Below are 14,098 nucleotides of genomic sequence, written 5' to 3'. Positions count from 1 at the left end.
GCTGAATTTCAAATACCTGATTATTTAAATTTCTTATATAACTGGTCACAGACACCAAGTTACACACTAAAAAGATGAGGACTGGATATAATGTATACTACCTGTTTTACTAAAATAAAAAGCTGAACCATTTGTAGAACTATTCACAAAATGGCTCAGCTTTTTTTATTTTTTATTTTGTTGAATCTCTCTCTTCAATTCTGTACGGCAGAATTACGGAGGATTCATCTACCTCTTCTTTGTTCATAAGCTTTGTCAGCAAGCGCATGGAAACAGCACCAATATCATATAATGGCTGAACAACCGACGTTAGGCGAGGTCGCACCATTAAAGATAATCTCGTGCTATCCGAACTGATTACTTCAAGATCCTCCGGTATGGAGATACCTTTATCTTGTGCTGCATGAATGATACCAAGAGCTGCCTCATCTGAACATACAAAAATAGCTGTCGGTTTATTATCCAATTCCATTAGCTGGTTCAAGGCTTCGATTCCGTCATCATAGGATGCATCTGTTTCTACTAGATATTCTTCATTATAAGGAATATTAGCTGCCTCCAATGCTTTTCGGTATCCCGGCACCATTTTTTTCTCTATAATTGCATTTTGAAAAGATCCTGATACCATGGCAATATTCTTATGTCCACGATCAGCAAAAGATTTAATCGCATCCATCACTGCTTGTTCATAATCAATATTCACAGATGGAATTTGAGCAGAATCTTCAATTGTACCTGCCAATACAACAGGAACCGGTGATTTCTTGAATTCTTCAATATGCTCATCCGTAATATTTGAACTCATAAAGACAAGTCCATCGACTTGTTTGCCAAGCATCGTTTGGATTAGTCGGCTTTCTTTTTCTTCATTTGAATCCGAGTTACTTAAAATAATATTATATTTATACATGGTGGCAATATCTTCAATCCCTCTTGCTAATTCAGCATAGAAGATACTGGAGATATCTGGGATAATAACTCCGACTGTTGTTGTTTTCTTACTTGCTAATCCGCGTGCCACAGCATTCGGTCTGTAGCCAAGTCTTTCAATTACTTCATTTACTTTTTTACGTGTTGCCGGTTTAACGTTTGGATTACCATTGACAACACGTGATACAGTTGCCATGGAAACATTTGCTTCACGAGCTACATCATAAATTGTAATATTCATTTTTTACACCGCCCAAATTTCTCTATTCTAATCCTAATAGTATTCAATTAAGTACCATTTAGTATGTTATTATAATAATACTCTACCCTCTAAATTCGTGCAAATAAACACTTTATCTATTTTCTTACTATTGTATACATAACAAATCCAATTTTCACTAAGACTAACTCAGTACTTCTTTAAAATGATAGCATTTGAATAATAAATTATAAAAATTCCACTGAAAAATTCAGGGACTATTGATTCGTTAATCTATTGGAGAAAAATGAAAAAGAGTTGCCAAATAGCAACTCCATATTTATTAAATTCTGATACCTGTCTGCTTGGTAAATTGATTAATCTCGTTTACAAACGTATCAAATTGGTTTAGATCCATCTGTTGTGCGGAATCGGAAAGAGCAACTGCCGGATCCGGATGAACTTCAGCCATAACCCCATCAGCACCGATTGCCAATGCAGCTTTAGCAGTTGGAATTAGCAGATCTCTTCGGCCAGTCGAATGCGTAACATCCACCATTACCGGTAAATGCGTTTCCTTTTTCAGTATAGGTACAGCTGAAATATCCAATGTATTCCGTGTAGCTTTTTCATACGTACGAATTCCGCGTTCACATAATATGATATTTCCATTTCCCTGCGCCATTATATATTCAGCTGCGTTAATGAACTCTTCAATTGTCGCTGCCAGCCCTCTTTTTAGCAGAACGGGTTTATTGACCGCTCCCGCTGCTTTTAACAACTCAAAGTTCTGCATATTACGAGCACCAATCTGGATCACATCAATATACTTAACCGCAGTCTCAATATCCGCCGGGTTTACAATTTCGCTTATAACAGCCAAATCGAATTCATCAGCAACCCTTTTCAGGATTTTTAATCCTTCTTCACCCAACCCTTGGAAATCATAAGGGGATGTTCTCGGTTTATAAGCTCCGCCTCGAAGTAATTTATATCCTTTATCCTTAACAGCTTTTGCTACAGTCGCTACTTGTTCATAGGATTCTACCGCACATGGGCCAAACACAAAGGACGGTTGTCCATTTCCCACTTTCTCACCCTTCAAATCAATTATAGTATCATCAGGATGCTTTTTACGGGAAACAAGCAATGCTTTACGATGATCATCTTCCTGTAGTTCAAGGCTTGCTTTAAATATTTCCTTGAAAATATGTTCAATGGTTGATTTTTCAAATGGACCATCATTATTTTGGATAAGTGTATTAAGCATTTCTCTTTCTCTAACAGGATCAAAACGATACTGGCTTTGCTTACCTTTTAATTCACCGATTTGTTGTACAACTTTTCCTCGTTCGTTAATAAGCTTTAATAATTGCAAATTCAAATTATCCAGTTGTTCTCTTAATACATCCAGTTCCATATTACTCAATATCACTCATCCTCTCTGTTCTGCATTGCATGTTTTAGCCTGGGTTTCATATATTTTAAAAATTTCTAAATCACTTAGTAAAATATTTTACATTTCAGTATATAATTGAAACTATTATAACGGATTAATTCGGTATTGTCACTATTAAACCTTTATCAATAAACCGCTTTTAAGTGTTAAAGCATAAAAGGAGAGACGAATTCTTGACCAAAAAAATTTTTGCTCTCGATATTGGCACTCGCTCAGTTGTAGGAATCATATTAGAAATACGCCTCGATCAATATGTCGTTACAGACGTCATCATTAGAGAACATACTGAGCGTGCCATGCTGGATGGCCAGATTCATGATGTCGTAGCTGTTTCCAACGTTATACTCGATATTAAGCTTACACTTGAAAAAAAGCACGGTCCTCTTACTAAAGTATGTGTAGCAGCTGCAGGACGTGCTTTGCGTACAGAGATTGGGAGATCATCTATTCCCATATCCGGCAAGCCTCTCCTGTCTGCCGATGACCGCATTCATCTGGAATTAGCTGCTGTACAACAAGCACAGTTTCAGGTAGCTGAAAAAGAAGACATCCAAAGTAATTATCATTATTATTGTGTAGGCTATTCTGTTCTCCATTACTATCTTGATGGCCAGGAAATCGGAAATTTACTTGACCAAAAAGGGGATGAAGCAGAAGCAGAAATTATCGCTACTTTTCTGCCGCGAGTGGTCGTTGAATCACTGTTTGCTGCACTCAAAAGAGTAAATCTTGAGCTAGAAGCACTTACTCTTGAACCAATTGCTGCAATTCATGTCCTTATTCCACCCTCTATGAGAAGGCTCAACGTATGCCTTGTTGACATTGGAGCTGGTACTTCTGATATAGCGATTACAGATGAACGAACCGTTATTGCCTACGGAATGGTCCCTGTTGCTGGAGATGAGATAACAGAGGAAATCAGTGATCAGTATTTACTTGATTTCCCGAATGCGGAAGATACCAAGAGATCCATAAATGAACAGGAGTTTGTCAAAATCAGTGATATTCTTGGTTTCGAATCAGAGATCCCAAAAGAAGAAATGATTACAGCCATCTATCCCGCCATTGAAAAATTAGCAGATTCCATTAGCCGAGAAATTTTGCAACTGAATAATGCTAAGCCTCCGCAAGCCGTTATGCTTATTGGCGGAGGTAGCTTAACACCGCGCTTACCAGATATTTTGGCAAAGAAATTAAATCTGCCTGCCAATAGAGTTGCTATACGCGGAATAGACGCTATCAAAAATTTAGTGATTGAGTCAGATTACATTAAAGGGCCCGAACTCGTTACGCCCATTGGAATAGCCATTTCATCAGATGTTAATCCAATTCATTATGTTTCTGTTGAAGTAAATGGGACCCCAGTTCGTTTATTTGATCTTAAGCAACTGACTATAGGAGATGCCTTGCTTGCAGCAGGACTTCATTTAACAAAGCTATACGGTAAACCTGGAAATGCGAAGATTGTTAGTATTAACGGCAGAAATATTACCATACCAGGTACACACGGAGAGCCTCCGCAAATCAAAAGAAATAATGTGTCTTGCTCTCTTGATTCCCCATTAACCCCTGGAGATCAGCTATGGATAGATAAGGGAAAAGACGGTTCTGAAACATCTGTGATATTAAGAGAATTACTTGATGAACTGCCTATGAGGGAGATTTATATAAACGAAGAGAAATATGAAATTCCTTGTACCCTATTTATGAATGGTTTTCCTGCTGATGGCCACGAAGATATTCATGATGGTGATCGGATTGCTTTTAAAATGCCAGAGACTGTGCAGGATGCACTATTGTTCGCTGGCTTGAATTCTATACTGGACGAACTTGTCCCGTTTAATCTAGTTATCAATGGCCGGCTGGAAAGCTTCGTCTCGTTTTCAGGTGCCATATATGTTAACGGAAAAGGTGTATCTTTTAACCATCGGATAGCCGATCATGATCGCCTCACCTTAGTTCGTAGAAAAGCAATCACAGTCAAAGATTTAATAGGTGTCTATAAGGCTGAAGAGATTAATCAAATATCTGTTACGTTTAATGGTCAACCACTTACGTTGACAAATAACAGCTATACAGTCTATCGAGAAGATAAGTCCTTAAGTGATACAGATATCCTTTTTAACGGGGAGCAACTAAAAATAAACTTTAATAAAGAATCCGCTTTTATATTCCAGGATCTATTTCGGTACATAGAAATAGAACTTCCCAAGAATAATCCGGGCGGCTTTCACCTTATGCGGAATAAACAGGAAGTCACATTTTACAATGAAATCCAAGATGGTGATCAACTTGAAATTGTTTGGTTCAACTCACAGAATTATCCGACCAAAGTAAACCGGTAAGGAATTAAATTCCTTACCGGTTTCTATTTAGATATATTCTTTAAGTGCCTGTTCTAGATTTTGTGCTGTAATTCTTCCATGAGATGTATTCCACACAGCCTCACTATTTTTAAATAATATAGCTTGCGGTGACTCATGTTTAATTCCGGTTAAATCTCGAACATGCTCTGATAGTGGTTTGGCTTCCTGTACAGCTAGATAAGCTGTAGCTATAGCAGGATGCTCAGCGACAAACTGGGAATACTCATCAAAAGCTGCACCACTAATTGGACATGTAAGGCTATGCTTCAGAAGCAGAAAAACATCATGCTCTAAAAGTTGCTGTAATTCCTCTTCGTTAGTAATCTTTTTCATCCATATCCCCCCATTTGTGTTTATTCCAAACCACTTTTATTTTTTATTCGTTGTGTTTTTCGAATTGGTTGCTGAATTATTTTTATTTCCAGTTGAATTAGAAGAATTAGAACCTAAATCAACTTTTATTGTATTATTCGAGCTATTGGACGGTGTTTTACCTGAAGATGTATTTCCGCTGGCTGTAGAATTGAAACCAGTTTTTTCAGAAGCATACGTTTCTTCTTTAGCAGTATTTTTACTGTCTATGTTTTCTTCTCCAACATAAACGTCATCTGGGGAATCAACTACAACATTACTATCCATCTTCTTATCTGTTTGATTTTCCTTTGTATCAGATGATTGACTGTTGCTTTCTTCATTTGTCGTGCTTCCAAACTTTTTCTTAACCGCTTCTGTTAATGGTGCACCTTTTTCTCTTGCGACAGAAATCCATTCTGTTCCTTTTTCTTGAGCTGTTTGTTTTAGAGCAATTCCTTTTTCAGTGGCTGTTTGTTTTAAAGCAGATCCCTTTTCTGTAGCCGTTTGTTTTAAAGCAGAACCCTTTTCAATCAATGGAGTTCCTTTTTCCATTAAAACGCTGCCTTGTTCAGATAAATCATGACGAAGTTCTTTACCGGACTTAGGTGCTAAAAACAGTGCAGTAGCTGCTCCAACAAGCCCGCCTACTATTGCTCCTACTACAAAATCTTTTGTTGACATACCATTATCTTGATTAAAATTATCATTTTTATTATTCATTCTTAAACATCTCCTTTTTTATGGTTGATTAAGATTGAGAACGTTGATATCTGGTTTCTTGTGAAGGTAAAGTAACATCTCTGCCTGCTTCAGATTCGGTATAGATTGCTGTACTCTGTTCAGCTTTATGCTTTTTCCACTTATTCACAAGCTCAATGCATGCATTTCCCCATTGAACTACTTGGGTAATTTTTTCGTCATTTTGACTCGCTGCTAATTGAACTCGGTTTGTAATCTGGTCAATGGTTTGATTCACACGTTGAATCGATCCTCCCACACCTTTAACTGCATCAACAACCGTATTTAGATTCTCAGATTTATGCTGAATATCTTCAGCCAAAGCATTCGTCTTATGTAGCAGCAGTGTTGTCTCGGTTGTTATACCTTGCATCTGAGTTTCTAGGCCTGTTAATGTGCTAGATACACTCTCCATTGTTGTTTGAAGGGATTTTAATGTTCTTGAAAGATAAATAACAAGAACCAGGAACGCTATGGCAATCAATGCCACGCTTAAATATAAGATAATTTCCATCGTCTTCACTCCATCTCTAAATTATAATTAGTTTTTACCCTTTATCTCCTTATTTAAACTATATAGGAATTTATTCTGATCCACAATGTTCCTTCCACCTTAATATTATTACTAAAGTAAGATACAATTAAATTAAAGTTTAGAGATGAAAGGAGATTTTTTTTATGAGGGATCCAAGAATTCAGCAATTAGCTCATAATCTAATTAACTATTCTGTAAAATTACAAAAAGGTGAAAAAGTACTTATAGAAAATTTCGGTATACAACCAGAATTGGTTAAAGCATTGGTAAGTGAAGCATATGAGGCAGGTGGATATCCATTCGTTTCAACAAAGGATCAAACCATTGAAAGACAGTTACTATTAGGTGCAACTGAAGAACACTATAGATTAATCGCCGAATTTGAATCACAGGTTATGAGTAAAATGGATGCATACATAGGTCTTCGTGCAGGCGATAATATTTCAGAACATTCTGATGTCCCTGCTAATAAAATGAAAATCTATGGACAGACCGTACAAAATAAAGTACATAGAGACATCCGAGTTCCAAAAACGAAATGGGTGGTCCTTCGTTACCCAACCAATTCAATGGCTCAGCTGGCAAAAATGAGTACAGAAGGATTTGAAGATTTTTATTTTAATGTATGTAATCTTGATTATGCCAAAATGTCTGAGGCGATGGACAGCCTAGTCGAGTTAATGAATCAAACGGACAAAGTACGCATTACAGGTCCAGGAACAGATTTACATTTTTCTATTAAAGGCATTCCTGCCATTAAATGTGCAGGGGAGCGTAATATCCCAGATGGTGAAGTGTATACCGCACCTGTACGTGATTCTGTAAATGGCACCATTACGTATAATACCCCATCTCCATATCAGGGATTTGATTTACATATGAAAATGTATGTCTAACATTCGAAAACGGAAAAATCGTTAAGGCAACAGCGAATGACACAGAAAGAATCAATAAGGTATTTGATAGTGATGAAGGCGCACGTTATATCGGCGAATTTGCGATAGGGGTTAATCCATATATAACCAATCCAATGCAGGATATTCTATTTGATGAAAAAATTGATGGAAGCTTTCACTTTACACCGGGTCAAAGCTATGATGAGGCGCCAAATGGTAATCACTCCAGCATTCATTGGGATTTGGTTAATATCCAACGTAAAGATTATGGAGGCGGCGAAATATATTTTGATGATCGACTAATTAGAAAAGACGGCAGATTCGTTCTCCCAGAATTAGAGAAATTAAATCCTGAAAATCTAAAATAAATAAAAAACCCTTCAAGAGTACTTACTGATTACTCTCGAAGGGTCTTTATGTGCATTTATTTCGTTATAAAGCTCTCATAGGCTGCTTGCACTTTTTGAATATCTCCAGCACCCATAAATAATAATACACCATTGTGATGATTTTTAAGGATAGACGGATCTTCCTCCTGAATAATTTGAGCACCGTCCACCTTATTACAAAGATCTTTAACTGTTAATTTCCCATTCAACTCTCTTGCTGATCCGAAAATTTCACATAAGTATACTTTATCTGCTTCTTTTAAGCTTTCAGCAAAATCATCCAAAAACTTCTGAGTTCTAGAGAAGGTATGCGGCTGAAATACAGCTACAATCTCCCGATCAGGATACTTTTGTCGAGCTGAATCAATTGTTGCCTTTATCTCTGTTGGATGATGGGCATAATCATCAATTAAGATTTGATGATCAAGTTGTTTTTCAGAGAAACGTCTCTTAACGCCAGTAAATGACATTAGGCGTTCCTTAATGATCTCCACATCAATATCCTCATATTGACAAAGTGCAATAACAGCTAGCGCATTTAAAACTGTATGGCGCCCAAACATTGGAATCGTAAATGTCTCATAATAATTATTTCTTACATGCACATCGAATGTAGTTCCAGCTTCTGAAGTGACAATATTTTTAGCCTGGAAATCATTTTCTTCGTTAAACCCATAAAATATGACCGGTACTTTCGCCTGGATTTTTTGTAGCTGCTCATCATCACCACAGGCAATAATTCCTTTATTTACTTGCAGTGCCATCTCTTGAAAGGCAGAGAACACATCATCAAGATTTGCAAAATAATCCGGATGGTCAAAATCAATATTGGTCATAATGGCATAATCCGGATCGTAGGATAAAAAGTGTCTTCGGTATTCGCAAGCTTCGAATACAAAGTATTTAGAATCTGCTTCTCCCTTACCCGTTCCATCTCCAATTAAAAATGACGTTGGCTCAGCTCCGCTGATTACATGAGACATTAAGCCGGTAGTCGATGTTTTTCCATGCGCGCCTGTAACAGCTATGCTCACGAACTTTTTAAGGAAATCTCCAAGAAATCGTGGATAGCGAATGACTGGCAAACCAAGTTCTAAAGCTTGAACAATCTCATCATGACTATCAGGAAAAGCATTTCCTGCAATGATTGTCATACCTGGTTTAATATTTTCTTTATTAAATGGCAATATTTTTATACCGGCATTTTCAAGTGCGATTTGGGTAAAAAATCTTTTTTCATAATCTGAACCCTGTACCTGATATCCCATATCATTTAGGATTTGGGCTAACGCGCTCATCCCGGATCCTTTTATACCTACGAAGTGATAAACTGTCATAGAATGAACCTCCAACATACGTCAATGCTGTAAAACAGTATATGACGGTCTCTTTTTTTTGCTAATTGCAATTTGCCTGCTATGCCTGTTTAGGCTTTACTAATTGAAACAATATAAGTATTTAAAACCAGTTAGATTACTATTATAACGAGCACATGCAATCAATATCTTCATTGCGTTAAAGATATAACTTGTATGATTATAAACCTATAAATCGATTTCGTACAATTTTTCTAACTGATTTTCTCATAAATATAGTATTACCTTTTCTGGGAAATACTCATAATTAAATTATTATACAAAAATTTTTCCTCTGTTCAAAAAGGGGATTGAGATTCATGTATAGCCTCTAAATCAGATTCAGATATAAGCACATCACGAGGTTTACTTCCTTTTGATTCTGATAAAATACCTTCTTTCTCCAGCATATCAATCAGCCTCGCTGCCCTGTTATAACCAATCCTAAAGCGCCTTTGCAGACTGGATATGGATGCTCCTCCCATCTCAACCGCAAATTCACACACTTCGTAATAGAGTTCATCCTTTTCTTCTATATGTTCACTTGTTTTTACCAATTCATTTGGCTCAAACATAAAGGACGGTTTAGCCTGAGCCATTACATGTTTTACGACATCCTCAATCTCATCATCAGTTACAAAAGTTCCCTGCAGGCGAACTGTTTTAGAAGTTCCATTTTCCAAAAACAGCATATCTCCCCGTCCAAGTAATTTTTCAGCTCCACTTTGGTCCAAAATCGTACGTGAATCTACCTGTGAAGAAACGGAAAAAGCAATTCTTGTAGGAATATTTGCTTTGATTAACCCGGTAATGACATCTACAGATGGTCTTTGTGTTGCCACCAGTAAATGAATCCCGCATGCTCTGGCTTTCTGCGCAATACGGCAGATCGCTTCCTCTACGTCAGCAGGAGACATCATCATTAAATCAGCCAGCTCATCAATCACGATAACTAAATAAGGCAGCTTATGCTCCATTTGCCCGGATGATAGTGCCTTTTCATTATATCTGACAATATCTCTCACTCCTGAATGGGCAAACAACTCATATCTCCGTTCCATCTCTTCTACTGCCCATTTCAGTGCAGCTGTTGCAGCTTTTACATCAGTAATAACCGGTGCTGCCAAATGCGGAATATTGTTATATGGCGCAAGTTCAACCATTTTCGGATCAATTAATAAGAGTCTGACATCAGATGGGTGTGATTTATATAATAAACTGATTAAAACAGAGTTAATAAATACACTTTTTCCAGAACCTGTAGAGCCTGCCACCAAACCATGCGGCATTTTCTTTAAATCTGTTACAATCGGGTTTCCTGAAATGTCCAACCCAACTGCCACTGAAAGCGGTGAGGTATTCTCAGCAAAAACTTTTTCCTCCAAAACCTCACGCAGATAAACAGGACGTGTATTTATATTGGGAATTTCAATTCCAATCATTCGTTTCCCGGGAATCGGTGCTTCTATACGAATATCTTTAGCAGCCAGGCTTAGTTTTAGATCATCATTTAAATTTGTGATTTTACTAACCTTAACACCAGGATCTGGCTGAACCTCAAATCTTGTTACAGAAGGTCCTTGAGAATACGTATGTACTCTAGCCTTAACATTGAATTGTTCAAGTGTATCATCTAGCAATGCTGCTTGTTCTGCAAGCCAATCAGCATCTTCTCTAATGTCCACTCGTGGCTTCAAAATTGAAATATCCGGATATTGATAGGAATCATTCAGTTTTTTTTTAGGTTGCTCCGAAGGCTTTTCCTCTTTGCCGGCAATCGTTTTTTGATTGCGATTTGCTGCAATATGATCTTTATCATTCTTAAGCATTAAAACGTTAAAAGGAATGTGTTTTCTGCGCTCCCTAATGCGCTTTTCTCTTTCTATTTTTCGTCTCTCTTCTTCATCCATAGCATCGCTTGTCACTGTTGCTTCCATTGGACTGTTCGGCTCTGATAAAGAGACTTCTCTATCTATATGGTTCTCCGTATCATCCAGTTGCGCGGATTTCTCCAAACCATTAGTTCGATCGATTGACTGCGTTTCGAACGAAGCTATAGATTCATTCGAAACTGGCTCATTCGTTTGAATGTCCTTGATTGAAAACTCATCCTCAGTTCCGTCAAGCAAAATGATATCCTGCCCATTTTTCTCATTGTGACTGATGTCTATATTTTTCTCATCATTTCCGCTTACCTGATGATTTTCTTCTATATTCATTGCAGATTCATGGGTCTGCGTGATTAAATCATGAGCTTGCTGAATTTCATCTCTCTTGTATGGTTGGTCTTCCTCCATATCAGAATCAGCTTCCTCAATATCCTCATATACCTCACTGCCTGAAGGGGAATGGTAGTAATCTTCAACTGGTTCCTCCGGTTGTAATCCAAAGTTGTTCTCCAGATTTTCATCATCAGCTTGTTCGTCAAGATTCTGATGAATCATTGGAATCGACTGAAATTCCTCCTGCTCCATCTGTGAGCCAGAGTGCATGATCAGCGTATCTTTTTCCACGATTCCTTCTTCTTGAGTTATTTCATCTTCGTAATCAGCGTTCAAAATTGCTTCATTCATTTCCTCAATTATCTGATTCTCGCTGACTGGATTCCATGCTATTTCACTTGTGGCTGCAACCTCTGTATCTTCTGCTGAAACAGTATCAGGTAATAGCGGAGCAATCACACTCTCGATATCCTCCGTATGTCTATTTCCATCATTAGTCGAGACTTTTTGCTGTTCCTCTTTTATCTCTTCATCTGAATGCTTAAAATCGGAATTCAGCGGCAACTCATTCTGTCTTTCCATTTCAAATGATGGTTCTTGATTGACACTCGGTGGATTCACTTTCTTTCCATGCATTAAAGCAAGAACGGAATCTAAGGTCGTTTCAGGTGGTAATTCGTATTCGACTATTTTTTGATTTTTAGTGCCGGTCTGTCGATTTTGAAATCCATAAATAGGCGAAGGTATTTCTGTTCTTCTAAACGGCTTTTTATTCGGAACAACTTCGTTCTGTTTTGGTTCTGGCTTAGGTATTATTCTTTGATTAGACACTTTCAATTTAGGAACAGCAGCCGGGGATTTCTCAAATCTCCTCACGTGCACTTCCTTCTTCACACCCAACTCATTTTGCTTCTTTTTTTGTTCTTTTAATCTTATTAACTCTTCATCTGAGATTAATGGGAATTTGAAATTATCCTTTGGGTATCTATATTGAATTCTTGCTTCAATTTCAATTTGATTTTCTTTTTGTCTTTTTACTTGTTTAGGTACTTTTTGAATGTTTTCATGGCTATTACGAGGTTCTACTTCTACTTCCTCTTCTACATCCTCATAGAACCAATCAATGATTTTTTTGAAAAAGCTCATAGCCTTCCTCACACTTTCTATGGTTGTTATAAATTAGTATTACAAGTATCTATTTTATCAAAAAATTTACTCATTTAAGACATATTCCTTGTAAATGGTATCAATTTCCTATTATATTATTGGTCTTCTACCGGTCGATTCTTTGCTAAAATAAAGATTGGCTCCAATTCTCCATTTTCATAAAGGAATGGCAGAGCGGTGACCGGAACATTTCCATTTGTAAAAAAGTGCATATTCATTTGTGCTAAAATGTCATAACCTGCATCATTTTGTATGTCTGCAATGATTAAGACATCCTGATGTGGAATGGCCACTGCCATTGTCCCTTTCATATCTTCCTTCCATGTTTTCATTTGTGAATCAATCAGGACTCTTGAAGCATCGTATCCATCGTTATGATTAATAAAATAAAAGTCATTTCCGCGTACACTGTCTTTTTTAGACTTAATCGGCAATGACCTGACATTAAACATAGCCATTGAACGTATGGAATCTTGATCCCAGCCTTCTTTCCTCATTAGCTCCTCATCAATCAACCTATACGTATTACCCAAATCAAGAGCATAATAAACTCTCGTTTCGGCTGTATGCTCATCTGTAATAAACGGTGTATTTTCACGGGACTCCATTGGGAAGGAAGTCGAACGGATAACAGGGTAAATTAATTTTTCATTTCCCTTCAAAGATTGTTCCGTACCCATTACTTTCGTTGATTCTTTTATATAATAAAGGACTTCATCAATCGCTTTTTGACCAGATTGCTCATACTTCGATACAAGCGGCGCCAATCCAATTGTTATTCCCTTGCCAGTTTCTTCATTTTCAATTCTTAATTCCTCTTTATCACGATTATAATTAAATTTTGAATTTGTATCAGCTAAGCTTTCCATAAGTAAAGATTTCATTTTAGTAGTCGTCATTTTCATAGGGATTCCTCCTTAACATTACTATAGCTTAATTAAACTCATGCTGCTAAATAAAGTGTAACTTTGTTGGTTGGGTTCCTTCATTCCAAAGAGCACCAACGGAGTCAATCGGGTTCATACGGGCGATTATCTCCACTTAATCGTTCTTTTTTCTGCTTTTTTTGAAGTAAGAACGGAATAAAAAAATCCCCCGAATAGGGGGGAGTATAATAGTTTATCATAATGAAGCAATGAAATCTTCAATTTGCTCTTGAGTCTTCCGGTCCTTATTTACATATCGGCCGAGCTCTTTTCCATCTTCAAATGCAATAAAGCTCGGTATTCCAAAGACATCCAGCTTTATGCACAGATCAAGAAATTGATCGCGGTCCACATAGATAAAGGTATACTCTTTATTTGCGGCCTCAATGTCACCTATAAATGGTTCGATGAATCTGCAATCCGGGCACCAATTTGCAGAAAATAAAAGCATCACTTTCCCATTTGACATCAATTCATTATAATGTTCCATACTTTCTAATTTTTTCATATCAAAATCATCCTCTCGAGTAGCCTCTTGTATGAGTTATCATACCCAAATCTA

General features: G+C 37.2%; 10 protein-coding genes and 1 pseudogene. 2 read left to right on the top strand and 9 right to left on the bottom strand.

Going from position 1 to position 14,098, the window contains the following annotated elements:
- Positions 1–172: 172 nt before the first annotated feature.
- Positions 173–1,171, bottom strand: coding sequence for a catabolite control protein A (ccpA, locus tag AC4BHP_RS16560; RefSeq protein WP_066109047.1), 999 nt, complete (start codon positions 1,169–1,171; stop codon positions 173–175).
- A 301-nt stretch (positions 1,172–1,472) separates the two neighbouring features.
- Positions 1,473–2,558 carry a bifunctional 3-deoxy-7-phosphoheptulonate synthase/chorismate mutase gene (locus AC4BHP_RS16555; RefSeq protein WP_066109050.1) on the bottom strand — a complete coding sequence of 362 codons (1,086 nt, stop codon included), beginning with the start codon at positions 2,556–2,558 and terminating at the stop codon, positions 1,473–1,475.
- A 203-nt stretch (positions 2,559–2,761) separates the two neighbouring features.
- Here AC4BHP_RS16555 and AC4BHP_RS16550 point away from each other — a divergent pair, with 203 nt between their 5' ends.
- Entirely contained in the window at positions 2,762–4,933 is a 2,172-nt protein-coding gene (locus tag AC4BHP_RS16550; protein WP_077248183.1) for a cell division protein FtsA, read from the top strand.
- Between the two features lie 27 nt (positions 4,934–4,960).
- Here the strand turns inward: AC4BHP_RS16550 and ytxJ are convergent, their stop codons facing one another.
- From ytxJ to AC4BHP_RS16535, 3 genes are read right to left on the bottom strand one after another with little or no spacing between them, the layout of a single operon-like run.
- The gene (gene ytxJ, locus AC4BHP_RS16545) at positions 4,961–5,287 is read right to left on the bottom strand and encodes a bacillithiol system redox-active protein YtxJ (RefSeq protein ID WP_066109056.1); all 327 of its coding nucleotides are present in this window, start codon (positions 5,285–5,287) and stop codon (positions 4,961–4,963) included.
- A 36-nt stretch (positions 5,288–5,323) separates the two neighbouring features.
- Positions 5,324–6,028 (bottom strand): YtxH domain-containing protein, encoded by a 705-nt coding sequence (locus AC4BHP_RS16540; protein ID WP_066109059.1) that lies wholly within the window; start codon positions 6,026–6,028, stop codon positions 5,324–5,326.
- Positions 6,029–6,056: 28 nt separating this feature from the next.
- Complete coding sequence (locus tag AC4BHP_RS16535; RefSeq protein ID WP_066109062.1) at positions 6,057–6,560, bottom strand: DUF948 domain-containing protein; 504 nt, start codon at positions 6,558–6,560, stop codon at positions 6,057–6,059.
- A gap of 164 nt (positions 6,561–6,724) precedes the next feature.
- Between AC4BHP_RS16535 and AC4BHP_RS16530 the strand changes: the two are divergent.
- A pseudogene (locus AC4BHP_RS16530) lies at positions 6,725–7,845 on the top strand (aminopeptidase).
- A gap of 56 nt (positions 7,846–7,901) precedes the next feature.
- On the opposite strand, the gene murC reads toward AC4BHP_RS16530, so the two are convergent.
- The 4 genes from murC to AC4BHP_RS16510 all read right to left on the bottom strand — a co-directional run bounded on the left by murC (position 7,902) and on the right by AC4BHP_RS16510 (position 14,044).
- Positions 7,902–9,203: a UDP-N-acetylmuramate--L-alanine ligase gene (murC, locus tag AC4BHP_RS16525; RefSeq protein WP_066109068.1), complete on the bottom strand. Its 1,302-nt coding sequence runs from the start codon at positions 9,201–9,203 to the stop codon at positions 7,902–7,904.
- A 317-nt stretch (positions 9,204–9,520) separates the two neighbouring features.
- Positions 9,521–12,589: a DNA translocase FtsK gene (locus AC4BHP_RS16520; protein WP_148631027.1), complete on the bottom strand. Its 3,069-nt coding sequence runs from the start codon at positions 12,587–12,589 to the stop codon at positions 9,521–9,523.
- 116 nt (positions 12,590–12,705) lie between these two features.
- The gene (locus AC4BHP_RS16515) at positions 12,706–13,515 is read right to left on the bottom strand and encodes a DUF1444 domain-containing protein (RefSeq protein WP_066109073.1); all 810 of its coding nucleotides are present in this window, start codon (positions 13,513–13,515) and stop codon (positions 12,706–12,708) included.
- A gap of 217 nt (positions 13,516–13,732) precedes the next feature.
- On the bottom strand, positions 13,733–14,044 hold the full coding sequence (locus AC4BHP_RS16510) for a thioredoxin family protein (protein ID WP_066109075.1): 312 nt from the start codon (positions 14,042–14,044) through the stop codon (positions 13,733–13,735).
- Between the last annotated feature and the right edge of the window lie 54 nt (positions 14,045–14,098).

It is taken from the genome of Pradoshia sp. Z4_20 (assembly GCF_058216035.1).
The sequence above is the reverse complement of the archived record's forward strand: the minus strand, read 5'-3'. Positions and strand labels throughout refer to the sequence as shown.